General features: G+C 58.8%; 23 protein-coding genes. 19 read left to right on the forward strand and 4 right to left on the reverse strand.

The genetic code is table 11. The features are described from left to right. Nucleotides 1-72 precede the first annotated feature (72 nt). On the reverse strand, nt 73-402 hold the full coding sequence (locus AAGR08_RS06565) for a hypothetical protein (protein WP_345829172.1): 330 nt from the start codon (nt 400-402) through the stop codon (nt 73-75). A gap of 186 nt (nt 403-588) precedes the next feature. Continuing rightward, nucleotides 589-2,754: an EAL domain-containing protein gene (locus AAGR08_RS06570; RefSeq protein ID WP_345829173.1), complete on the reverse strand. Its 2,166-nt coding sequence runs from the start codon at nt 2,752-2,754 to the stop codon at nt 589-591. 305 nt (nt 2,755-3,059) lie between these two features. On the opposite strand from AAGR08_RS06570, the gene phnF reads away from it, so the two are divergent. The 13 genes from phnF (at nt 3,060) to phnE (AAGR08_RS06635) (ending at nt 13,909) form a co-directional block, all read left to right on the forward strand. Further along, nucleotides 3,060-3,776, forward strand: a complete 717-nt coding sequence (gene phnF / locus AAGR08_RS06575) for a phosphonate metabolism transcriptional regulator PhnF (protein WP_345829174.1) — start codon at nt 3,060-3,062, stop codon at nt 3,774-3,776. Then, nucleotides 3,773-4,219: a phosphonate C-P lyase system protein PhnG gene (gene phnG / locus AAGR08_RS06580; protein WP_345829175.1), complete on the forward strand. Its 447-nt coding sequence runs from the start codon at nt 3,773-3,775 to the stop codon at nt 4,217-4,219. The genes phnF and phnG overlap by 4 nt, the downstream gene beginning before the upstream one ends. Then, complete coding sequence (gene phnH / locus AAGR08_RS06585; RefSeq protein ID WP_097096850.1) at nt 4,219-4,794, forward strand: phosphonate C-P lyase system protein PhnH; 576 nt, start codon at nt 4,219-4,221, stop codon at nt 4,792-4,794. Before phnG ends, phnH begins: the two co-directional genes overlap by 1 nt. Beyond that, a complete protein-coding gene (locus tag AAGR08_RS06590) occupies nt 4,794-5,870 on the forward strand; it encodes a carbon-phosphorus lyase complex subunit PhnI (RefSeq protein ID WP_345829176.1) in 1,077 nt (358 codons plus the stop codon). Before phnH ends, AAGR08_RS06590 begins: the two co-directional genes overlap by 1 nt. After that, nucleotides 5,863-6,711: an alpha-D-ribose 1-methylphosphonate 5-phosphate C-P-lyase PhnJ gene (locus AAGR08_RS06595; RefSeq protein WP_345829178.1), complete on the forward strand. Its 849-nt coding sequence runs from the start codon at nt 5,863-5,865 to the stop codon at nt 6,709-6,711. Before AAGR08_RS06590 ends, AAGR08_RS06595 begins: the two co-directional genes overlap by 8 nt. Then, a complete protein-coding gene (phnK, locus tag AAGR08_RS06600) occupies nt 6,701-7,462 on the forward strand; it encodes a phosphonate C-P lyase system protein PhnK (protein WP_097096853.1) in 762 nt (253 codons plus the stop codon). The genes AAGR08_RS06595 and phnK overlap by 11 nt, the downstream gene beginning before the upstream one ends. A 203-nt stretch (nt 7,463-7,665) precedes the next feature. Further along, nucleotides 7,666-8,370, forward strand: a complete 705-nt coding sequence (gene phnL / locus AAGR08_RS06605) for a phosphonate C-P lyase system protein PhnL (protein WP_097096854.1) — start codon at nt 7,666-7,668, stop codon at nt 8,368-8,370. Next, nucleotides 8,367-9,503 (forward strand): alpha-D-ribose 1-methylphosphonate 5-triphosphate diphosphatase, encoded by a 1,137-nt coding sequence (phnM, locus tag AAGR08_RS06610; protein WP_345829179.1) that lies wholly within the window; start codon nt 8,367-8,369, stop codon nt 9,501-9,503. Before phnL ends, phnM begins: the two co-directional genes overlap by 4 nt. Beyond that, nucleotides 9,503-10,033 carry a ribose 1,5-bisphosphokinase gene (gene phnN / locus AAGR08_RS06615; protein ID WP_345829180.1) on the forward strand — a complete coding sequence of 177 codons (531 nt, stop codon included), beginning with the start codon at nt 9,503-9,505 and terminating at the stop codon, nt 10,031-10,033. The genes phnM and phnN overlap by 1 nt, the downstream gene beginning before the upstream one ends. Before the next feature lie 265 nt (nt 10,034-10,298). Then, entirely contained in the window at nt 10,299-11,129 is an 831-nt protein-coding gene (phnC, locus tag AAGR08_RS06620; protein ID WP_345829181.1) for a phosphonate ABC transporter ATP-binding protein, read from the forward strand. A gap of 26 nt (nt 11,130-11,155) precedes the next feature. Next, complete coding sequence (phnD, locus tag AAGR08_RS06625) at nt 11,156-12,082, forward strand: phosphonate ABC transporter substrate-binding protein (RefSeq protein WP_097096858.1); 927 nt, start codon at nt 11,156-11,158, stop codon at nt 12,080-12,082. Between the two features lie 82 nt (nt 12,083-12,164). Next, nucleotides 12,165-13,028, forward strand: a complete 864-nt coding sequence (gene phnE / locus AAGR08_RS06630) for a phosphonate ABC transporter, permease protein PhnE (protein ID WP_097096859.1) — start codon at nt 12,165-12,167, stop codon at nt 13,026-13,028. Next, on the forward strand, nt 13,025-13,909 hold the full coding sequence (gene phnE / locus AAGR08_RS06635; RefSeq protein WP_345829183.1) for a phosphonate ABC transporter, permease protein PhnE: 885 nt from the start codon (nt 13,025-13,027) through the stop codon (nt 13,907-13,909). Before phnE (AAGR08_RS06630) ends, phnE (AAGR08_RS06635) begins: the two co-directional genes overlap by 4 nt. Here the strand turns inward: phnE (AAGR08_RS06635) and AAGR08_RS06640 are convergent. Beyond that, a complete protein-coding gene (locus AAGR08_RS06640) occupies nt 13,863-16,451 on the reverse strand; it encodes an ATP-binding protein (protein ID WP_345829185.1) in 2,589 nt (862 codons plus the stop codon). The genes phnE (AAGR08_RS06635) and AAGR08_RS06640 overlap by 47 nt on opposite strands. A gap of 144 nt (nt 16,452-16,595) precedes the next feature. Between AAGR08_RS06640 and AAGR08_RS06645 the strand changes: the two genes are divergently transcribed. The 6 genes from AAGR08_RS06645 (at nt 16,596) to AAGR08_RS06670 (ending at nt 22,872) form a co-directional block, all read left to right on the forward strand. Next, a complete protein-coding gene (locus AAGR08_RS06645; RefSeq protein ID WP_097096862.1) occupies nt 16,596-18,101 on the forward strand; it encodes a sugar ABC transporter ATP-binding protein in 1,506 nt (501 codons plus the stop codon). Between the two features lie 10 nt (nt 18,102-18,111). Next, nucleotides 18,112-19,095, forward strand: a complete 984-nt coding sequence (locus AAGR08_RS06650) for a ribose ABC transporter permease (protein ID WP_097096863.1) — start codon at nt 18,112-18,114, stop codon at nt 19,093-19,095. Nucleotides 19,096-19,263: 168 nt separating this feature from the next. Beyond that, the gene (locus AAGR08_RS06655; protein ID WP_097096864.1) at nt 19,264-20,202 is read left to right on the forward strand and encodes an ABC transporter substrate-binding protein; all 939 of its coding nucleotides are present in this window, start codon (nt 19,264-19,266) and stop codon (nt 20,200-20,202) included. Nucleotides 20,203-20,263: 61 nt separating this feature from the next. Next, nucleotides 20,264-20,947, forward strand: a complete 684-nt coding sequence (locus tag AAGR08_RS06660; protein WP_345829187.1) for a D-lyxose/D-mannose family sugar isomerase — start codon at nt 20,264-20,266, stop codon at nt 20,945-20,947. 11 nt (nt 20,948-20,958) lie between these two features. Beyond that, entirely contained in the window at nt 20,959-21,819 is an 861-nt protein-coding gene (locus AAGR08_RS06665) for a ketose 1,6-bisphosphate aldolase (protein WP_345829189.1), read from the forward strand. A 3-nt stretch (nt 21,820-21,822) separates the two neighbouring features. Further along, nucleotides 21,823-22,872: a carbohydrate kinase family protein gene (locus tag AAGR08_RS06670; RefSeq protein WP_345829191.1), complete on the forward strand. Its 1,050-nt coding sequence runs from the start codon at nt 21,823-21,825 to the stop codon at nt 22,870-22,872. On the opposite strand, the gene AAGR08_RS06675 is transcribed toward AAGR08_RS06670, so the two are convergent. Next, nucleotides 22,809-23,555 (reverse strand): response regulator transcription factor, encoded by a 747-nt coding sequence (locus AAGR08_RS06675; protein ID WP_345829192.1) that lies wholly within the window; start codon nt 23,553-23,555, stop codon nt 22,809-22,811. The two genes, AAGR08_RS06670 and AAGR08_RS06675, sit on opposite strands and share 64 nt — an antisense overlap. Between the last annotated feature and the right edge of the window lie 404 nt (nt 23,556-23,959).

A 23,959-nucleotide genomic window follows, 5' to 3' on the forward strand; every position in this document is an offset into this window, starting at 1 on the left:
CTCTTCAATATATCTGCGGATGTTCAGTAATTCGTGCTCATCCCGAATCACGCGATCATAAAAGCTGCGCTGTCATACCTTTATCCCAGTTTCACGCGTTATCTCCGCTTTAAACCAATTAACAATATTCAGCAGGGACCGATGTGTGCTTTCATTTAGCCAAATAATGCCATGCAGGTGATTCGGCATCAGGACAAAGGCATCAAGAGTTATCGCGGTATCGCGTTGTGATAAGGCCTGCCAGGCTTTAATGGCATAATCCCCAATCGGCGTGAGGCAGAATTCTGTTGCGATGAATAGGCCAAATAAAGGTGCGCGGCGATGGCAAACCAGGGTGATGAAATAGGCGCCGTTGGTGCGGTAATCATGATTTTTCAAGCGTGGATATTTACGGTTCTTCATCATGGCCTCCTTGCCGACATAATATTATTTTATTTGCGGCGAGAAGGCGATGAAGGTTGTTTAATTTTGAGGGACGTATTCAGAGTTAATTTATTGCGCGTGGCGCGGTTATTCAGGTCGCCATAAATGACGACCCTACACCGAGACCGTAGGGGCGCCATTTATGGCGACCTGGTATTCTGGCGATCACACCATTTTCTCTATCTCTTCGAACGGCACGGCGTGGCTGAACAAATACCCCTGCAGCTGGTTGCAGCCGGCATCAGCCAGCGCATTCTTTTGCCCTTCGGTTTCAACCCCTTCGGCGGTGACCGTTAAGCCCATCGCGTGGCCTAACCGCACCACCGATTCAACAATCGCGGTGGAGTTCTGCGCCACGCCGAGCGACTGCGTAAATGAACGATCGATTTTAATCTTATCCACCGGGAAGGTGCTGAGGTAGTTCAGGCTGGAATAACCGGTGCCAAAATCATCCAGCGCAATGCGGAAACCGGCTTCGCGCAGCGCGATAATGCTATTGCGCGCCTCATGTTCATCTTCAATCAGCACACCTTCAGTGATCTCCAGCTCCATATGTGTGGGATCGGCACCTTCTTCCCGCACAATTTCAACAATGCGCTCAACAAAACTGCTGGCGCGAAACTGTACCGGCGAAACATTCACCGCCACAACGATATCGGGCAGCCTGAGCGCGGTTTTACAGGCTTCACGTAGCACCCACTCGCCAAGAGGAATAATCATGCCGGTCTCTTCGGCAATGGCAATGAAATCACCCGGCGAGACATCGCCTCGTTCGGCGTGATGCCAGCGCAGCAGCGCCTCAAGGCCTACCACGCGCTGGCCGCTGATATCCATCAGCGGCTGATACCACACCGCCAGACCGTCACATTTCACCAACGCCTGACGTAAATCCGCCGCCATTTGCTGGCGCGTGCGCAGCGATTCATCCATCACTTTCTCAAACTGACGATACTGGCCGCGTCCGTGATTTTTCGCTTCATACAGCGCGATATCCGCTTTACGCATCAGCTCAAGCCGATCGATGCCATCCTTCGGTGCCAGCGCCAGACCGACGCTTACGCCGACCCATAATTCACTGCCCACCCATTGATATGGCTCGCTGAGGCGAGCAATGATGCGGTTCGCCAGCGATTGCACCTGGCCAATATTCTCAACATCCGGCATGACAATAATGAACTCGTCGCCGCCAATACGACCGACCGTATCGCTGGCGCGCACGATGTCGTTGAGACGGCGCGCCACCTCCATGATCATTTCGTCGCCCGCGTGATGACCGTAGGTATCATTGATGTTTTTAAAACGATCCAGATCCAGCAGCAGCAGCGCCACGCGCTGGTCGTGGCGTCCGGCCAGCGCCAGCGCCTGGGTTAAACGATCTTCCACCAGCGAACGATTCGGTAAACCGGTCAGCACATCATGAAACGCCAGATGCTGTGCCTGCGCTTCACTGGCGCCCAGTTGCAATAACGACTGCGACAGTTTCAGCGACGAGGTCCAGATACGCCGTACCATAAACAGGCACAGCAGCGTGATTAACATCACCGACAGCAGCGTTGAAGGACCGATGGTGCGCAGCATCTGAGCGCCAGGCTTGTCCGGTTGCCAGCTAAGATAGCCGACGGGATTGCCCTGCTGAGAATTGAGCAGGTAGCGCGCTTTGGTTTTTCCCGCCGGTTCAGTGTCGCTAAAGTGCAGCTGCCGCAGCTGGCTGCGATCGGAGAGATTACGCAAATAGCCATCATCAAGAAATTTAATGCTCACCAGGCGATAGCGTCCCGCCTGTTTCGTGCTGCTGATGTCACCCACCGCCAGCGCGGCGGCGCGTTGACCAATGCGCACAAAATCAGCGCGATCGGCAGGACCCGCCGCCACATCGCTGCTGAGCACCAGCGGACTCTGCAGCATCTCTTGCAAATAGGGACCCACGCGCTTATCGGGCACCGGTTGGCCGTTGCGCCAGACATTAACCAGCTGATTATCGCGATCCAGTAAGATCACCAGCTGGTGGTCAAACATGTCATACAGCCAGCCGCCGACATTTTGCGTCAGCCAGCTTTGGTCGGGATGCGCTAACGCCAGCTGATCGGCCAGCGGTGACCAGCGCGTCAGGCTGCGCAGCTGGCGCAGATGCTCACTGAGACTTTGCGCGAAGGAAGCCTCAATCATACGCTGCTGCTGATCGCGTGCTTCATTGTTGGTGAGCGAGGTCCCCCAGAACAGACCCATCCCCGCGCCGGCAAAGGTCAGGAGTAAAATAGCCATCAGCGGCAAAATAACTTCACGGACAAAGTTACCGCGAAAACCATCCGATAGTTTTAATGCGTTAATCATTTTGAGATTCGCCTGACAAGAAGGGTTCATCTTTTAACTTAGCAGAACTTACCCAGGCTGCACGGAGTAAGGGAAGCGATAAGTCAGTGAAAATGGACGCAAATTTTTTGAACATGGTCACAAAGGAAACAGTTAAAGATAGTTTATTGAATTAACCCGCTTTGCCCCACGTTCCTCCTGCCGTAAAGCAAATTCATCTTTGCGTCATTGAGCCGTCACGGCGCTGTCATCTACTGCCCGCAATGTAATCGCCATCCCGCAGCGAGCGTCGCTGCACTCCTCAACCACATGAGGTATTGAGCGTGATGGAGATATCCAGACATCCGACCACTGTGTACCAGGCCGTTGCCGCCCAGCTGGAGCAGGCGCTGCAGGAGCGCTATCGCTGCGGCGATTATTTGCCTTCCGAGCAGCAGTTGGCGGACCACTACGAAGTCAATCGCCACACCTTGCGCCGCGCGGTCGATGAGCTGGTCAATAAAGGCCTGCTGCAACGGCGTCACGGCGTGGGCATTTTGGTGCTGATGCGTCCTTACGATTATCCGCTGCATGCACAGGCGCGCTTTAGCCAAAACCTGATGGAGCAGGGCAGTCATCCCACCAGCGAGCGTTTGCTGGCGGTAATACGTCCGGCCAGCGGCGATGTGGCCAGCGCGCTGGGCATCAGTGAGGGTGACAACGTTATCCATCTGCGCACGCTGCGCCGGGTTAATGGTGTTGCGGTTTGCGTGATTAATCACTTCCTCGCCGATCTCAGCTGGTGGCCCGCGCTGCAGCAGTTTCACAGCGGTTCGCTGCATGACTTTATGCAGCAGCAGCTGGGCTTAAGCCTGACGCGCAGCCAAACCCGCATTAGCACTCGCCGCGCGCAGGCGAAAGAGTGCAAACAGCTGGAGATTGCCCTGCAGTCGCCGCTGCTGTGTGTGCGCACCCTGAATAAGCACCGCGACGGCAAGGTGGCGGAATACTCCGTTAGCCTGACGCGCGGCGACATGATTGAACTGACTCTGGAGCACGAATGAAACAGCAAACAGCCCGCCAGCACTGGCTTTCGGTGCTGGCCCACAGCGAAGCCAGCAGCCTGAATGCGCACTGGCAGCCGCTGCACTTAAACCCGGATTTTGAGCGCGTGCGTCCGGCGGAAACCGGATTAACCCGCCTGCAGGCGCGTATGGGCGGCAGCGGCAAGCGCTTCGTGATGGGCGATGCCACGGTAACGCGCGCGGTGGTGAAACTGCACGACGGCACGCTCGGTTTTAGCTACGTGCTGGGGCGCGATAAATCCCACGCCGAGCGCTGCGCGTTAATCGATGCACTGCTGCAACAGCCGGAAACCCAGGCGCTGTTACAGGAAAAAGTGATTGCCCCGCTGGCGGCGCTGCGTGAAGAGCAGCGTCAGCTGCGCGCGCGGGAAATCGCCAGCTCCAAAGTGGATTTCTTTACGCTGGTTCGCGGAGATAACTGATGACATTACTGGCAAGTTTTAACCATCCGGTTGCCGATGCACAGCGCGCCTTCCGCCGCATCCTCAAAGCGATGAGCGAGCCGGGCGTGCTGGTGTCGCTGCCGCTGCAACAGGGCTGGGGCGATCTGTCGCCGGCGGCCACGGCGGTGCTGTTGACGCTGGTCGATCAGGAGAGCGCACTGTGGCTCGATGGTCGTATCGATAACGAGGTGGTGCGCAGCAACCTGCGCTTTCATACCGGCGTGCCGATTGTCGCTGAGCGCGATGCACCGTTCGCCTTGACGCATGCGGCGGCCAATCCCGATCCGGCACTGTTTGCGTCTGGCGACAATATGTCGCCAGAGAAGAGCACCACGCTGATTGTTGAGGTGCCATCATTGAGCGGCGGTTTGACGCTGCGCCTCTCGGGCCCAGGTTTACGTGAACCGCGCGCCATTGCACCGCAGCTGCCGGAGGCGATTCTGCACTACCTGCGCGAGCGTCCGCATCCTTTCCCGCAGGGCGTGGATCTGATTTTCACCTGCGGTGAAGCGATGATGGCGCTGCCACGCACCACCGACGTGGAGGTGTGCTGATGTACGTTGCGGTTAAAGGGGGCGAGAAGGCGATTGCCAGCGCCCATGAGCTACAGGCCGATTTGCGGCGGGGCGACCGCGCGCTGCCGGAGTTGCAGTGCGACCAGCTGGCGCAACAGCTCGGTTTAGCGGTCGATCGCGTGATGACCGAAGGCGGCATCTATGATCCGCAGCTGGCGGCCTTAGCCATCAAACAGGCGAGCGGCGATTTAGTGGAAGCGATTTTCCTGCTGCGCGCCTATCGCACCACGCTGCCGCGCCTCGCCGATAGCCTGGCGCTGGCAACCGATGAGATGCGCCTTGAGCGCCGCATCTCCGCGGTCTACAAAGATCTGCCGGGCGGCCAGGTGCTGGGTCCCACCTACGATTACAGCCATCGCCTGCTCGATTTCACCCTGCTGGCCAATGGTGAAACGCCGGCGGCGCAGCGTGACGATCAGGCGCTACCCGAACGTTGCCCGCACGTGTTCAGCATGATGACCCATGAAGGATTGGCGGCGCGCGAAGAGGATGACGGCAGCGAGCCGTGCGACATCACCCGCGAGCCGCCCGGTTATCCCGCCACGCGCGCGGCGCGTCTGCAACAGCTGGTGCGCGGCGACGAAGGCTTCCTGCTGGCACTCGGCTACTCGACGCAGCGTGGCTACGGCCGTAACCATCCGTTCGCCGGCGAAATTCGTACCGGTTATCTCAGCGTCTCGATCTGCCCGGAAGAGCTGGATTTTGACATCGAGATCGGCGAAATCCTGCTGACCGAATGCGAAATGGTGAACGGCTTTACTACTGAAACCGCCAGCGCGCCGCACTTCACGCGCGGTTACGGCTTGGTGTTTGGTCGCTCCGAGCGCAAAGCGATGGCGATGGCGCTGGTGGATCGTGCGCTGCAGGCACCGGAGTATAACGAACGGATTGCCGGTCCAGCGCAGGACGAAGAGTTTGTGCTGTCGCATGCCGACAACGTGGAAGCGGCGGGCTTTGTCTCGCACTTGAAACTGCCGCACTACGTCGATTTCCAGGCGGAGCTTGAGCTGCTGAAACGGCTGCGCCAACAGCATCAGGAGCAGAATCATGAGTGAGTTAACCGGCTACAACAACGGTTATCTGGATGAACAAACCAAACGCACCATCCGCCGCGCAATATTAAAAGCAGTAGCGATTCCCGGTTATCAGGTGCCGTTTGCCGGACGCGAAATGCCGATGCCGTATGGCTGGGGCACCGGCGGCATTCAGATCACCGCCAGCATCATTGGCGATGCCGATGTGCTGAAGGTGATCGATCAGGGCGCCGATGACACCACCAACGCGGTATCGATTCGTCGCTTCTTTGAGCGCGTCAGCGGCGCGGCAACCACCGAACGTACGGTTGATGCCACGCTGATTCAGACGCGGCACCGCATTCCCGAAACGCCGCTGGAAGAGGATCAGATCCTGATTTTCCAGGTGCCAATCCCGGAACCGCTGCGTTTTATTGAGCCGCGCGAGACCGAAACCCGCACCATGCACGCGCTGGAGGAGTACGGCATCATGCAGGTGAAACTGTATGAAGATATTGCCCGCTACGGCCACATCGCCACCACCTATGCCTACCCGGTGAAGGTCAACGATCGCTACGTGATGGATCCGTCACCGATCCCCAAATTCGACAACCCGAAGATGCACATGATGCCGGCGCTGCAGCTGTTTGGTGCCGGACGTGAAAAACGCATCTATGCGCTGCCGCCGTTTACCAAAGTGGAAAGCCTCGACTTCGACGATCACCCGTTCAGCGTGCAGCAGTGGGATGAACCCTGCGCGCTGTGCGGTTCGCGCCACAGCTACCTCGACGAGGTGGTGATGGATGACGCCGGTACGCGCATGTTTGTCTGCTCCGATACCGATTTTTGCCACCAGCAGCAGGAACAACAGCATGCACAGTGAACAGCCGCTGCTTGCGGTCAACAATCTGACGCACCTTTATGCGCCAGGCAAAGGGTTTGAAGAGGTGAGTTTTGAGCTCTATCCTGGCGAAGTGTTAGGCATTGTCGGGGAATCCGGTTCGGGCAAAACCACGCTGCTGCGCAGCCTGTCGGCGCGGTTAGCCCCGCAGCAGGGCAATATTCTTTACCGTGCGCAGGATCTTTATCAGCTGAGCGAGAGCGATCGCCGCCGCCTGCTGCGCACCGAATGGGGCGTGGTGCATCAGCATCCGCTGGATGGTTTGCGTCCGCAGGTGACGGCGGGCGGCAACATCGGTGAACGCCTGATGGCGGTGGGCAATCGCCACTATGGCGATATCCGTAAAGAGGCGATGCGCTGGCTGCAGGATGTCGAAATCCCCGCCAACCGCATCGACGATCTGCCCACCACTTTCTCCGGCGGTATGCAGCAGCGCTTGCAGATTGCGCGCAACCTGGTGACGCAGCCGACGCTGGTGTTTATGGATGAGCCGACCGGTGGTTTAGATGTGTCGGTGCAGGCGCGCCTGCTGGATCTGCTGCGCACGCTGGTGCGCGAGCTGAATCTGGCGGTGGTGATTGTGACGCACGATCTCGGCGTGGCGCGTTTGCTGGCGCATCGTCTGCTGGTGATGAAGCAGGGCCGCGTGGTGGAGAGCGGGCTGACGGATCGCGTGCTGGACGATCCGCATCATCCGTATACCCAACTATTGGTTTCGTCGGTGTTGAGTTAACCACGACGCGGTCATGAATAAGGTCGCCATAAATGGCGACCCTACGACGTGCCATATGTTGGGTCGCCATTTATGGCGACCATCAGACAGCGACGTGCCAGAGGTAAGGGCGCCATTTATGGCGAACTCACGATATCCAAATGTAACCGTAACGCCTTGTAGGGTCGCCATTTATGGCGACCAACCAACATCAGGACATCAACATGCAACCTTTATTGCGCGTAGAGCAACTCAGCAAAACTTTTGTGCTGCACAACCAGAGCAGCGCCGCGCTGCCGGTGTTGCAGGATGCCAATCTGGAAGTCAGCGGCGGCGAATGCGTGGTGTTACATGGCCGTTCGGGCAGCGGAAAATCCACGCTGCTGCGCGCGCTATACGGCAACTATCAGGCCAACAGCGGGCATATCTGGCTGCAACATCAGGGCGAATGGATCGACATGGCTAATGCCCCCGCGCGCCAGATTCTGGCGATTCGCTGCCATACCATCGGCTGGGTCAGCCAGTTTCTGCGCGTTATTCCACGCGTGCCGACGCTGGAGATCGTCATGCAGCCGCTGCTGGAGCGCGGCACCGAGCGTGCCTTCTGCGAAAAGCGCGCCAAAGAGCTGCTGACGCGCCTCAACGTGCCGGAGCGTTTGTGGTCACTGGCGCCGTCCACTTTTTCCGGTGGCGAACAGCAGCGCGTCAACATCGCGCGCGGTTTTATCGCCGACTATCCGGTGCTGCTGCTGGATGAGCCGACCGCCTCGCTGGATAGCGCCAACAGCGCCGCGGTGGTGGAACTGATTGAACAGGCGCGCGCCCGCGGTGCCGCCATTGTCGGTATTTTCCATGACGAAGCGGTGCGTGCACGCGTCGCCGATCGCCTGCACGTCATGCAGCCAGTGAACACAGGAGCAGAAGCATGATTATTAACAACGTCCGGCTGGTGCTGGAGCAGGAAGTGGTGGCCGGATCGCTGGAGATCCGCGACGGGCGCATTGCCAGTTTCAGCGACAGTCGTAGCCAGCTGGCGGGCGCGCTGGATGGCGAAAACGCCTTTCTGCTGCCGGGCCTGGTAGAGTTGCACACGGACAATCTCGATAAATTCTTCACGCCGCGACCGAAAGTCGATTGGCCCGCGCACTCGGCAATGAGCAGCCACGATGCGCTGATGGTCGCCAGCGGCATTACCACGGTGCTGGATGCGATTGGCGTTGGCGACGTGCGCGATGGCGGCCATCGTCTGGATAATCTGACAAAGATGATCGACGCGATTCAGGACAGCAATCGCAAAGGGATTAACCGCGCCGATCACCATTTGCATCTGCGCTGCGAGCTGCCGCACAACACCACGCTGCCGCTGTTTGAGGCGCTGATGAACACGCCGGAGCTGTCGCTGGTGTCGCTGATGGATCACTCGCCGGGCCAGCGTCAGTACGCCTCGCTGGAGATGTATCGCACCTATTATCAGGGCAAATATCAGCTCAACGACGCGCAGATGGATCAGTTTGAACGCGAACAGCTGGCGCTGGCCGCTGAGTTCTCGACGCCGAACCGCAATGCCATCTCCAGTTTGTGTCGTTCGCGCGGCATTCCGCTGGCCAGCCACGATGACGCCACCGCGGCGCATGTGGCTGAGTCACACGATGTTGGCAGCGCCATCGCCGAATTTCCCACCACGCGGGAAGCAGCGCGCGCCTCGCGTGAATGTGGCATGCAGGTGTTGATGGGCGCACCGAATATCGTGCGCGGCGGATCGCACTCCGGCAATGTAGCGGCGGCGGAACTCGCCAGCCACGGCCTGCTGGATATTCTCTCCTCCGACTACTATCCCGCCAGTTTGCTCGACGCGGTGTTCCGTTTGGTCGCCGATGAACGCAATACGCTGACGCTGCCGCAGGCGGCGGCGCTGGTGACGTGTAATCCGGCGCAGGCGATTGGCCTGCACGATCGCGGGCGCATCGCCGAAGGGCTGCGCGCCGATTTAGTACTGGCGCATACCGATCATGGCCATTCACACATTCGCCACGTCTGGTCGCAAGGCAAGTTGGTGTTCTGATGGCGCGCCTCATCTGGCTGACCGGACCTTCGGGCGCGGGCAAAGATAGCCTGCTGAACGCGCTGCGTGAGGCACCGCCGGATAATCTGTTGATCGCCCATCGCTACATCACGCGCGCAGCCGATGCCGGCGGCGAGAATCATGTGGCGCTGAGCGAGGCGGAGTTCCGGCGACGTGAAGCGCTGGGGCTGTTTGCCGTGAGCTGGCAGGCGCACGGTCTGCATTATGGGCTGGGCGAGGAGATCGATCTGTGGCTGGCGCGCGGTCTTAACGTGCTGGTCAACGGTTCGCGCCTGCATCTGCCGATAGTGCAGCAGCACTATGGTACGCAGCTGCTGCCGCTGGTGTTGCAGGTGTCGCCGGAAGTGCTGGCGAAGCGGCTGCGGCAGCGCGGGCGGGAGTCAGACGTTGAGATCGCAAAACGTCTGGCGCGTGCGGCCGAACCGCTGCCGGCACACTGCTATGCGCTGAATAACGATGGTGAATTGCGCGATACGCTTGAGCATTTGCGGCAATTGTTGGCTGATTGACCGTAATACACACCGCCGCACCAGGTCGCCATAAATGGCGACCCTACGACACCGGGCACGTGATTTTGTAGGGGCGCCATTTATGGCGACCTAATACACACCGACGCGGCAGGTCGCCATAAATGGCGACCCTACGACGGGCCAATGTGCATTTTTCGCGTCCGTACCACGCTGTCACCGTTTAATCACTTTACTGTCATCAAGCTTTCATGCGATTTGCCCGTAATAGCGGGCAATCAACCACTCAGAAGAGATGGAGTGCATCATGGCACAGGCATTACTGAAAACCGTCGTCGACAATCCGTTCCCGCCCATCACCGGGCAGGGCAACAAGGTGCTGTCGGTGCAAGGATTGTGTAAAGCGTACGGCGCTAACAAGGTGCTGGATAACGTCAGCTTCGATCTGCATGCGGGCGAGCTGGTGGCCGTGATTGGTCGCTCAGGCGCAGGCAAATCGACGCTGCTGCATATGTTGAACGGCACCATCAGCGCCTCACAGGGCGCGATTCTCAGCAATCGTCAGGGCGAAGTGGATCGCGATGTGGTGACGCTGAACAGCCGCCAGATGCGTGAATGGCGCAGCGAATGCGGCATGATTTTCCAGGATTTCTGTCTGGTGCCGCGCCTTGATGTGATCACCAATGTGCTGCTCGGCCGTTTAAGCCAGACCTCAACGCTGAAATCGTTCTTCAAAGTCTTTTCCGAAACCGACCGCGCTCGCGCCATTGAACTGCTGCAGTGGATGAACATGCTGCCGCAGGCGCTACAGCGTGCAGAAAACCTCTCCGGCGGCCAGATGCAACGCGTGGCGATTTGCCGGGCGCTGATGCAGAACCCGCGCATCCTGCTGGCGGATGAGCCGGTAGCGTCACTCGATCCGAAAAATACCAAACGCATCATGGACGTGCTGCGCCAGGTGAGCGAGCAGGGCATCAGCGTGATGGTCAACCTGCACTCAATCGAACTGGTGCAAAGCTACTGCACGCGTGTTATCGGCATTCAGCGCGGCAAAGTGCTGTTTGATGGACATCCTTCCCAGTTGACCGACGGCCTGATGCATGAGCTGTACGGCGACGAAATTAACCAGCTCCACTAACTTCCACGGCAAGAGAACAACCACCAATGAAACTGACCTCTTTAGCTTTACTGACTATGGCGATGGCTTTTGGCGTTAACGCAGCGGATGCACCAAAAGAACTGAACCTCGGTATTCTCGGCGGCCAGAACGCCACACAGCAGATTGGCGATAACCAGTGTGTGAAAGATTTCTTCGACAAGGAGCTGCAGGTCGATACCAAACTGCGCAACTCCTCAGATTACTCCGGCGTGATTCAGGGCCTGCTGGGCAACAAGATTGATCTGGTGCTGAGCATGTCGCCTGCTTCTTACGCCTCGGTTTACCTGCAGAACCCGAAAGCGGTAGATATAGTCGGCATTGTGGTGGATGACAAAGACGGTTCACAGGGTTATCACTCGGTGGTGATCGTCAAAGCCGACAGCCCGTACAAAAAACTGGAAGACCTGAAGGGCAAATCGTTCGGCATGGCCGATCCCGATTCCACCTCAGGCTTCCTGATGCCGAATCAGGCATTCAAGAAAGAGTTTGGCGGCACGGTTGATGATAAGTACAACAACACCTTCTCCAGCGTCACCTTCTCCGGCGGCCACGAGCAGGACATTCTCGGCGTGCTCAACGGCCAGTTTGATGGCGCGGTAACCTGGACATCGCTGATTGGCGACCGTGAAAGCGGCTATACCTCCGGCGCGTTTGGTCGCCTGATTCGTATGGATCACCCGGACCTGATGAAGCAGATCCGCATTATCTGGCAGTCACCGCTGATCCCGAACGGCCCCATTCTGGTGAGCAACAACCTGCCCGCTGATTTCAAAGCGAAGGTGGTGGCCACCATCAAGAAACTGGATAAAGACGATCACGGCTGCTTTGTTAAAGCGGTGGGCGGAACCCAGCACATCGGCCCGGCAACCGTGGCGGATTATCAGAACATTATCGATATGAAGCGTGATTTGATGAAGGGTTCGCGCGGGTAAGCGATAAAACGGTGCGCATTAATGCGCACCCTACATTGTAGGGTCGCCATTCATGGCGACCGGGTTACACAGGAATCCCCTCTTGACCGATTTCGAACACTACTACCAACGCATCCGCCGTCAGCAAAAGCGCGACTCGCTGCTGTGGTCGCTGCTGTTGCTGGCGCTCTATCTGGCCGCGGGCAAGATGGCGGAATTCAATCTGCTCACCGTCTGGCAATCGTTGCCACACTTCTTTGATTACATCGGCGCAACCCTGCCGGTGCTGCACCTGCCGTTGCTGTTTGCCGATGGCAAAACCGAAGGTTCGCTGGCCTATTGGGGCTACCGTCTGCACTTCCAGCTGCCGCTGATCTGGGAAACCTTACAGCTGGCGCTGTCGTCCACCATCGTGGCGGTAGGCATTGCCGCCGTGCTGGCGTTTTTCGCCGCCGATAATACGCAAACGCCGCGCAGCCTGCGCATCGCGATCCGCGCCTTTGTCGCCTTCCTGCGCACCATGCCGGAGCTGGCGTGGGCGGTGATGTTTGTTATGGCATTCGGCATTGGCGCCATTCCCGGCTTCCTCGCGCTGGCGCTGCACACCGTCGGCAGTTTGACCAAACTGTTCTACGAAGCGATTGAGAGCGCCTCGGATAAACCGGTGCGCGGCCTCGCTGCCTGCGGGGCCAGCAAACTGCAGCGCATGCGCTTCGCCTTCTGGCCGCAGGTTAAACCGACGTTCCTCTCCTACAGCTTTATGCGTCTGGAAGTTAACTTCCGCTCCTCGACCATTCTTGGCCTGGTTGGCGCGGGCGGGATCGGCCAGGAGCTGATGACCAATATAAAACTCGATCGTTACGATCAGGTCAGCATCACGCTGCTGCTGATTATTGTGGTGGTTTCGCTGCTGGATACCTTGTCTGGCTGGCTGCGTCGCCGCGTGGTGGAAGGAGAGATGCAATGATTACGCTGGCACCGGATGTCGCCAAACTCAAACAGCAGCACGCCGCCCTGTTTGCCGCTCAGCAGCGCTATTTGCGTCGCGTGGCGCTGGTGGCGCTGGCTATCGTGCTTTACTACCTGTTCTTTTTTGCATTTTTTGGCATTGAATGGAGCCGCTTTCTCATCGGCTGCCAGCAGCTTAGCCGCTATTTCCTGCGCATGTTTGTCTGGCAGGATTTCCTCAACTGGCCGTTTGGCTACTACTTCACCCAGGTGGGGGTTACGCTGGCGATTGTGTTTTCCGGTACGCTAACAGCCTCACTGATTGCGCTGCCGGTTTCGTTCCTCGCGGCGCGTAACGTGATGCACGATCCCGTGACGCGGCCGATTTCACTGGTGGTGCGTCGCGTGCTTGATGTATTGCGGGGCATCGACATGGCGATCTGGGGGCTGATCTTCGTGCGCGCCGTGGGCATGGGGCCGCTGGCGGGCGTGTTGGCGATTGTGGTTCAGGATGTTGGCCTGCTCGGCAAACTGTATGCCGAAGGGCACGAAGCGGTGGAGCGTTCACCGAGCCGCGGCCTTAGCGCGGTGGGCGCTAACAGCCTGCAAAAACATCGCTACGGCATCTTCACCCAGTCGTTCCCGACCTTTCTCGCGCTCAGCCTGTATCAGATTGAGTCCAACACGCGGTCGGCGGCGGTGCTTGGTTTCGTCGGCGCCGGCGGTGTGGGGCTGGTTTATGCCGAGAACATGCGTCTATGGAACTGGGATGTCGTGATGTTCCTGACCATTATACTGGTGGCGGTGGTGATGATCATGGACGTGGTGTCCAGCAAGCTGCGCAAACGCTATATCACCGGGAAAGGGGTGCCGCTGTGGCAGCCTGCCGCGCGCGATTAAGCCGTGCACTGCGTTGCCAGGCGCGCTCCAGCACCTGCACCAGCTGCGCCTGCTGCCAGGGTTTCGCCAGCCGCTCACACAGCGGCAGCGTGACCTGCGTCTGACGCAGATCCTGACCGCTGATTAAGATTGTCGCCAGATGCGGCCACTGCGCCTGCGCCTGGCGAATCACGTCCGCACCGTTAAGCCCGCCCGGCAGCATCAAATCACTGATCAGCAGCTCAACATCTGGCGTCTGGCGCAGCAGTGCCAGCGCGCTTTCGCCGTCACCGCACTCCAGCGTCAGGTAACCGAGCTGATGCAGATGTTCACACAGCGTTTGCCGCACCGTGGGTTCATCATCCAGTACCAATACCAGCCGATCGCTGCTGATCTCCGGGGTAAAGGCCGACGGCAGCGCCACCGGCTGCGCGGTATCCGGCGCGCGTGGCAGCAGCAGGCGCATGGTGGTGCCTTGCCCCGGCGCGGTTTCCAGTTCTATCTGCCCGCCGGACTGACGCACAAAGCCATACACCATCGATAACCCCAAACCGCTGCCGCTGCCGATCGCTTTGGTGGTAAAGAATGGCTCAAACACCTGTTCACGCACCTCCGTCGACATGCCACAACCGTGATCGATAACCTCAATCGTGACGCGATCGCGTTTGCCGTCCGCTTCCTGCTTGCGCTGGTTCCAGATGCGCAGACGGATTTCTCCGCTTTGTTGCTCCATGGCATCGCGCGCATTCACCACCAGATTCATCAACGCATTTTCCAGCTGGCCGGCATCGATCCACGCCGGCCAGCCGGGACGCTGTGCATCCACCACCAGCTGCTGTCCCGGTAACAGCGCGTGCTGCAACAGCGAGTGCAGATTGTCTACCAGCTCCACCACCGATACCGCACGCGGGTAGAGCGCCTGTTTGCGCGAGAAGGCCAGCAGGCGCTGCGTTAATTGTGCGGCACGGTCGGCCGCCTGACGGGCACGATCGATGCGGTTGGCGAGTGTGCCGGGCGGCAGCTGATCGACGGTGAGCGCCAGGCTGCCAATGATCACCGCCAGCAGATTATTGAAATCATGCGCCAGTCCGCCGGTTAGCTGTCCAACCGCTTTCATCTTCTGGCTGTGCAGCAGCGCCTCTTCCAGCGCTTTGCGCGTGGTGCGCTCCAGCACGGTGTTCACCATGCCACGACGCGGCACCGGGCTGAAACGCAGCTCCAGCGTGCGGCCATCATCCAGCCGCACTTCCTGGGCATCCGCTAGCCCGTTGAGCTGGATATTGACGCGGGTTAGCAGCTGCTGATAGTGCAGGCCGCGATGCAGTTCGCGCGGCGCGATACCCAGCAGCTCGGCATATTGCGCATTCCACACCACCAGCTGGCCGCTGTTGTCAAACAGCGCAAAGCCGTCGCGCATCGCCAGAAAGGTGGATTCCAGCTGGTTGCTTTTCTCTTTCAGCAGGCGTGAGGTGTGCGCCAGCGAGGCGGTATTACGCGCAAACACGTTAAAGGCGCGCGCCAGATCGCCAAGCTCATCGCGCCGCGCCAGACCGGGTACGTTGACGCTCTTTTCACCCTGTGCCAGCCGCGTCATGGCGTGGGCGATCGCCGTCAGGCTGGAGCCGAGATTGCGGTAAATGTAGTAACCCGCGTAACCAGTGATCAGCAGCGCCAGCAGCATAAACAGGCCAATAAAGCCGATGATGGAATCCAGCTCCTCGTGAGTCACTGCGCTGCGCGCATCGCTCTGCTGCGCCACCAGCTGCACGTAATGGGTGATGTCTTCATTGAGCATCGCCACCAGCGCTTTAATGCGGTAGGTGGCGTAGGCGATAGCGATATCACTCTGCTCAAGCTGCTGCGCCACGGGTAGCAAACTGCTGCTGGTCGCGATCAGCCGTTGTGCCTGGGTATTTAACACGCCGCTCAGTGCTAACGCGTGCCACTGGCGCAGCACCGTTTGCAGCTGCTGCACCGCCGCTTGTGGCGCCGTGGATTGAATCGCCACGCTTAACAGGCTGTGGGTTTGCTGACGCAGCGCGTCAGAAGGGGAATTGGCGTGAGTCAGGAGATCAATACGATTAAGCAGCAGCTGCGCTTGCCACAGGCCGCTTAGCATCACGTTGCGCTGCAAGTGGCGTTGATGACCTTCTCGCAGCAGTTGATTAATGCTCAGTTCCAGCATCTGGCTGCGTTCACGAATCCGCGTGAGCAGCTGCGGTTGCTGAGCGGCCAGCGGCGCGTGGGCTAGCAGCGTCAGCGACTGCTGCAACGCCCGTTGGGTTTGCTGCAATCGAGCCGACTCGCTCTGATACTCCAGCGCGCCGACCACCTGCGACAGGCGCACTGAGGCAATCGCCACATTGGCGGTATCGCGCGCCAGCGCCAGGCTGCCATTCATATCGGCCAGGGTTTGTGCCTGTGCCTGTTCCTGAATGTGACCGGCGTGGCGAAATCCAAAAATCGCCACCAGGCCGACTGCCAGCGTGACCGACATCACCAGCAGGTTAAACAGCAGCAGGCGACTACGCGCGCCAGCGTGCCAGTGCAGACCGTGACTCATTTTCGCCACCTCTAACCGCTCAACTCCCGGCGAGTATAGAAGCGCGAGCGGGGCGAAATATGACAAATATGAACGGTCGCTGACATTTTCCATTTATCTGGGCAGGCTTTACTCGCTGCAACCTTTGCCAGCAGGAGCCTCTCAATGGACGGCACACCGATACTCTCGATGCGTGGTATCACCCGGCGCTTTGGCAGTTTCTATGCGCTCAAGGGCGTGGATCTCACGGTCTGGCCCGGTGAAGTGCATGCGCTGATGGGTGAAAATGGCGCAGGCAAAAGTACTTTGATGAAAATTCTGGCCGGTGCTTATACCGCCAGCAGTGGGGAAATTCTTATCGACGGCCAGCCTTATGCGATTAAAGGCCCTAAAGAGGCGCTGGCGGCGGGCATTACGCTGATTTATCAGGAGATCAACCTGGCACCCAATCTCACGGTGGCGGAGAACATCTTTCTCGGCAGTGAAATCACGCGCGGCGGGCTAGTGAAGCGTCGCCAGATGGCGGAGGAGGCGCAGCGGGTGATCGATCGGTTGGGCGCACAGTTCAACGCCACCGATCTGGTGAGCCGTCTCAGCATTGCCGAGCAGCAGCAGGTGGAGATCGCCCGCGCGCTGCACCGTAACAGCCGCATCCTGGTGATGGATGAACCTACCGCGGCGCTCTCCAATCGCGAAACCGAACAGCTGTTTGCGCTGATTAAACGTCTGCGCAGCGAAGGCATGGCCATCATCTATATCAGCCACCGCATGGCGGAAGTGTATGAGCTTTCAGACCGGGTGAGCGTCCTGCGCGACGGCGAATATGTGGGCAGCCTGACGCGCGAACAGCTCAACGCCAGCGAGCTGGTGCGCATGATGGTGGGCCGTCCGCTCAGCGACCTGTTCAACAAAGACCGCACGATTCCGCCTGGCGACATCCGCCTGGCCGTCAATCACCTGAGCGACAAACACAAAGTGCATCCCAGCAGCCTGGTGGTGCGCGCCGGCGAGATCGTCGGCCTGGCGGGATTGGTCGGTGCCGGGCGCAGCGAGCTGGCGCAGCTGATTTTTGGTGTGCGTAAACCCAGCAGCGGCGAGATCTGGATCGATGGCGAAAAGGTGCAGATTCACTCCCCGCGCGATGCGATTGCGCGCGGCATCGGTTTTCTCACCGAGAACCGTAAAGAGCAGGGCCTGTTTCTCGAGCTGGCGGCGCAGGACAACATTGTGATGGCGACGCTGGAGCGTGATGCCAGCTACGGCCTGCTGAATCGGCGCAAAGGGCAGAAGATCGCCAGCGAAGCGATCGATTCGCTCAACATTCGCGTGCCGCACGCTCAGGTGCGGGCCGGTGGTTTATCCGGCGGCAATCAACAGAAGCTGCTGATTTCACGCTGGGTGGCGATTGCGCCCCGCATCCTGATTCTTGACGAGCCGACGCGCGGCGTGGATGTCGGCGCTAAGAGCGAAATCTACCGCATGATGCAGCAGATGGCGCAGCAGGGCGTGGCGATTTTAATGATCTCCAGCGAGCTGCCGGAAGTGGTGGGCATGAGCGATCGGGTGTATGTGATGCGCGAAGGTTCTATCGCCGGTGAGCTGAGTGGGGCAGAGATTAGCCAGGAAAACATTATGACACTGGCCACCGGCGCACAGCCGGTTCAGGCCTGAGGAGACCGCAATGACCAGTGAAACCGCACGCGTAAAAAGCCCGACGCTCAAGCGCGCGTTAATGAGCGACCTGCTGCAAACCGTCGGCATCCTGCCGATTCTCATCCTGATCGTGGCGGTGTTTGGCTTTGTCACGCCGAACTTCTTCACCGAGGGCAATCTGCTCAACATCACACGTCAGGCTTCGATCAATATCGTGCTGGCGGCGGGCATGACTTTTGTGATCCTCACCGGCGGCATTGATTTGTCAGTGGGATCGATGCTCGGCACCACGGCAGTGGTGGCGATGGTGGTATCGCTCGATCCGGCATTTGCGTCGCTCACGATCCCGGCGGCACTGGGGGCCGGGCTGATTATGGGGTTGTTCAACGGCGTTCTGGTGGCGTGGGCAGGGCTACCGCCCTTTATTGTTACGCTGGGTACCTATACCGCGATGCGCGGCGCGGCCTATCTGCTGGCCAACGGCACCACGGTGATTAACTCCGACATCAATTTTGAGTGGATAGGCAACGGCTATCTCGGGCCGGTGCCGTGGCTGATCGTTATCGCCTTTGCGGTGATTGCGCTGTGCTGGTTCATTCTGCGTCGCACCACGTTGGGCGTACACATCTACGCGGTGGGCGGCAACGTGCAGGCGGCGCGCCTCACCGGTATCAAAGTTAGCGTGGTGCTGCTGTTTGTCTACGCCATGAGCGGCTTGCTGTCCGGACTCGGTGGGCTGATGAGCGCCTCGCGCTTGTATAGCGCCAACGGCAACCTCGGCGTCGGTTATGAGCTGGATGCGATTGCAGCGGTGATCCTTGGCGGCACCAGTTTTGTCGGCGGTATCGGCACCATCACCGGTACGCTGATTGGTGCGCTCATCATTGCCACGTTGAATAACGGTATGACGCTGATGGGCGTCTCCTATTTCTGGCAGTTAGTGATTAAGGGCGCGGTGATCATTATCGCGGTGCTGATCGATAAGTATCGGACACGGCATCACGTGGGTTGAGATTGTGCGTGCTGGCCCTCACCCCAGCCCTCTCCCGCAGGCGGGAGAGGGGGCCGCCCGAGCAAGCTGAAATTTCAAAGTCCGCTCCACCTAATCATTCCCTCTCCCGCTGGCGGGAGAGGGCTAGGGTGAGGGTAAAAAACCAAAAAAAGCAGGAGAACATCGACTATGCGTTTTAATCCGATTGTAACCGGGCTGCTGGCGGCGACGCTGTTCAGTGCTGGCGTGGCTCAGGCAAAAGAACTGAAATCTATCGGCGTGACGGTGGGCGATCTTGCCAACCCGTTCTTCGTGCAGATCACCAAAGGCGCAGAGCTCAAGGCGCGGGAGCTGGCGGGCGACAAGGTCAATGTGACGCTGGTGTCCAGCGGCTACGATCTTGGCCAGCAGGTGGGCCAGATTGATAACTTTATCGCCGCCAAAGTGGACATGATCATCCTTAACGCCGCCGATTCCAAAGGCATTGCGCCGGCGGTGAAACGTGCGCGTGACGCCGGCATTGTGGTGGTGGCGGTCGACGTGGCGGCTGACGGCGCCAACGCAACCATTACCTCCGATAACACCGCCGCCGGGGCGATGGCGTGTAAATACATCTCCGATCGCCTGAAAGCCAAAGGCAACGTGGTGATCATCAACGGGCCGCCGGTCTCTGCGGTGCAGAACCGTGTCGAAGGCTGCATGAACGAGCTGAAGACTCATCCTGATATCAAACTGCTCTCTTATAACCAGAACGCTAAAGGCAGCCGTGAAGGTGGCCTGGAAGTGATGACCGGCCTGCTATCTGCTAATCCGAAGATTGATGCGGTATTCGCCATTAACGATCCCACGGCGATTGGGGCTGATTTAGCCGCGAAACAGGCGCAGCGTAACGAGTTCTTTATTGTTGGCGTCGATGGATCGCCAGACGGTGAAGAAGCGCTGAAACGCAAAGGCTCACTGTTCGTCGCGACGCCGGCGCAAGACCCGCAGGTGATGGCAGCGAAAGCGGTCGAGATCGGTTACGACATTCTGCAGGGTAAACCAGCGCCGGATAAGCCGGTGTTGATCCCTGTGACGATGATCGATCGTAATAGCGTAAGCAGCTACAAGGGCTGGACGGTGAAATAATCCCGAGAGATGTAGGGTCGCCATTCATGGCGACCTGAACCCCGAAACGCGAGGAGCTTTCATGCAACGCTCTGAAGTGAATGCAATTTTACAACGTACCCGCGAATTTTTTATACGTCAGGATGTGCATCTGCCGCCGTGGGCCGATTTCGGCCTCGCGCAGTGGCGCGCGCTGGATAAACAGGCCGCCGATGAACTGCTGGCGCTGCACCTCGGCTGGGATGTCACCAGCTTCGGTGCCGACGATTTTACGCAAACCGGTTTAACCCTGTTCACCCTGCGCAACGGCTCGCGCGGCGGCCGGCCGTGGGGCAAGCCCTATGCCGAGAAGATCATGCATGTGCGCGAAGGGCAGATCACGCCCATGCATTACCACCCGCAAAAGATGGAAGACATCATCAATCGTGGCGGCGGCAATCTGATCGTCACGCTGCATAACCGGGCGGGCAATCAGCTGGCCGATACGGCGGTGAATGTCACGCTGGATGGCATCCGCCAAACCCATGCCGCCGGTTCGCAGTTACGCTTATCGCCCGGCGAAAGCGTCACCTTGCTGCCTGGCATCTGGCACAGCTTCTGGGGCGAAGAAGGTTACGGCGACGTGCTGGTGGGTGAAGTCTCAATGCCCAACGACGACGAACATGACAATGTTTTTCTCACGCCGCTGGCGCGCTTTAATCCGCTTGATGAAGATGAAGAACCGCGCTGGCTGTTGTGTAACGAATATCACCGCTGGCTGGCATAAAGGAGCCCATCATGGCACTGATTTCCCTGGCGCAGGGGTTAACTCATGCGCAGCAAAACAGTTACGCGCTCGGCGCGTTCAACGTCCTCGACACGCATTTCCTGCGGGCGCTCTTTCAGGCGGCAGAGCAGCAGCGCTCACCGTTTATCATCAGCATCGCCGAGGTGCATTTTAAATATGTCAGCCTTGAACATCTGGTGGCGGCGGTGCGCACCGAAGCGGCGCTGCACGACATTCCGGTGGTGCTGCATCTCGATCACGGCCTGCATTTTGAGGCGGTGATGCAGGCGATTCGTCTCGGCTTTACCTCGGTGATGTTTGATGGATCGACGCTCAGCTACGACGAAAACGTGCGCCAGACGCGCGAAGTGGTGAAGATGTGCCACGCGCTCGGCGTGTCGGTGGAAGCGGAGCTCGGTGCGGTGGGCGGCGATGAAGGCGGTGCGCTGTTTGGCGAAGCTGACAGCGATAAATTCACCGATCCGGCGCAGGCCGCTGACTTTGTCCGCTCAACCGGTATTGATTGCCTGGCGGTGGCGATTGGCAACGCACACGGCAAATACAAAGGTGAACCGAAGCTCGATTTCGACCGGCTGGCGGCGATTCGTACCTCGGCGGGCATTCCGCTGGTGCTGCACGGTGGTTCAGGGATCAGCGATGCTGACTTCCGTCGTGCCATCAGCCTTGGCATCAACAAAATTAACTTCTACACCGGCATGTCGCAGGCAGCGCTGGGCGCGATTGAAACGCAGATTAGCCAGCGTGATGCACGCTATGACGCCTTTGCCGAGCTGTTGATGGCGGTGGAACGTGATATCGCCAACGTGGTGGCGCAGCAGATGCAGGTGTTCGGCAGCGCCGGGAGGGCCTGAAAGATGGCGCGTAATGGCATCATCGGGGCGGGCAGCATGCTGGTGGACCACGTACAGCGTATCAGCCACTGGCCGGAGCAGGGCTGGCTGACGGAAATTCATCACAGCGAAAAATGCAGCGGTGGGGCGGCGCTCAATGTGCTGTTTACGCTGGCGCGCATGCAGGTGAATTTGCCGCTGGCGGCCGTGGGTATGGTCGGTGAAGACAGCGATGGCGAGTATATAGTGCAACGGCTGGACGAACATCACATCGATCGTCAGTTTGTGCAGCAAACGCGCCTTAGCAGTACCGCGATGACCCAGGTGATGACCGCGCCGGATGGCCAGCGCACTTTCTTTCACGCGCGCGGCGCGAATGCACAGCTCGACCTGGCACATTTTGCCGCCGTTGTGACGCCACACCGCATCTTCCATCTGGGATATTTGCTGTTGCTGGATAGTCTCGATGTGCCCGACGACGACTATGGCACGCGCAGCGCACGTTTATTGGCGCAAATGCAGCAGCGCGGCTACCTCACCTCACTCGATCTGGTCTCGCGCGCGGGGGAATATCGTCCGCTGGTGCTGCCCGCGCTGCGTTGGCTCGATTATCTGGTGATCAATGAGCTGGAAGCGCAATCGCTGACCGGCGTGCAATTACGGACAGCGCAAGGTCTTGCTGCGCCGGAAGCTTTCGCTGCCGCTGCGGCATGGCTGATGCAGCAGGGCGTGCGTCAGCGTGTGGTGATCCATGCACCGGAAGGCGCGTGGGGACAGCAAACCAATGGGGAAGGGCGCTGGCAGCCAGCGTGGTGCTTAACGCCAGAAGAGATTGTGGGCAGCGTGGGGGCGGGCGATGCGTTCTGCGCTGGCGTGTTGTATGCCAGCCATGAAGGCTGGTCGCTAACGGAAACGCTGAAGCTGGCGCATACCTGTGCCAGTTTTAATCTGCATGCCGCAAATGCGCTGGACGGCACCCGGCCACTGGCCGAGATGCAGCGCTGGATGGATCAGGCGATCTGCGTTTCGCGCGCCGAAGAGGCTGGTCGCATGACGTCGGCGGAAAAAACGTAGCCGAGTCCGCGGATGGTGCGGATAAGGCTGGGCTGATGCGGATTGGTTTCGATTTTACGCCGCAGCCGCATGATCAGCACATCAATGGTGCGATCGAAAACGTCGAGGCTTTCGCTGTGCGTTAGCTCCAGCAGTTGATCGCGGGTTAACACTTTACGCGCATGTGCCACCAGCGCGCGCAATAGCGTGTACTCGCCCTGGGTAAGCGGCACACTTTCACGTTGCGGATTAAAGAGCTGGCAGCGCGCATCATCCAGACGCCAGCCGTTAAATTGCCAGCCCTCATCCTGCAGAATTTCCGGCTGCGCCAGCCGCCCGCAGCGACGTAATGCGGCCCGCGCACGCGCCACGACCACGCGCGGATTAAACGGCTTGGCGATGTAATCGTCCGCCCCCATCTCCAGGCCTACCACCATATCTGCTTCCGAGCCCATGCCGGTTAACATGATCACCAGTACATCGGGACGCTGCCGCTGCATCTGTTGCAGCACCAGCAAACCATTGGTATCGGGCAGCATCATATCCAGCATCACCAGCGATATTTCCGGATGCAGTGCCAGCAGCGTGAGCGCATCTTTACCCTGATGGCAACTGTAAACAGTAAAAACATGTTCATTTAAGACATCATGCAGCAGTTCGCATATCGCACGATCGTCATCGACCACCAAAATCGCGGGCTTCATGGGGGCGCCTCTTTTGTTACGAAAGGGTTAAAAGCAGTGTAACCCGGCGTTTTTTGCTTGCTGAAACCAGCACCAGAAACGTGAGCGCCATCGCCTGTGATAGTACGAAAGCGTGCTGTGCAGCACCATTTTGCCGTCATCATCGCGGGGAGGGAAAACGATTGCGCGGCAGCGGTGCAATGCACCATAATCGCGCCTCGTTATGGTTCAGAATTATCTTAGCCCCACAGGTAATCAGAAACGTAATCGATTGCGTACGAGGCTGGCATAGCTATTGCTATTAGAGACAAGGGTAAGCGGACGATTTCACTCAACGCCGCCTAGCCTTCACTACAAAAATAAACATGTAAACCACATTGGCAAGTGAGAACGCGCATTGGTGCCGACTCCGCTCATGAGAGATG

The sequence above is a fragment of the Pantoea sp. BRR-3P genome (assembly GCF_039621635.1).
GTDB lineage: Bacteria > Pseudomonadota > Gammaproteobacteria > Enterobacterales > Enterobacteriaceae > Pantoea > Pantoea floridensis.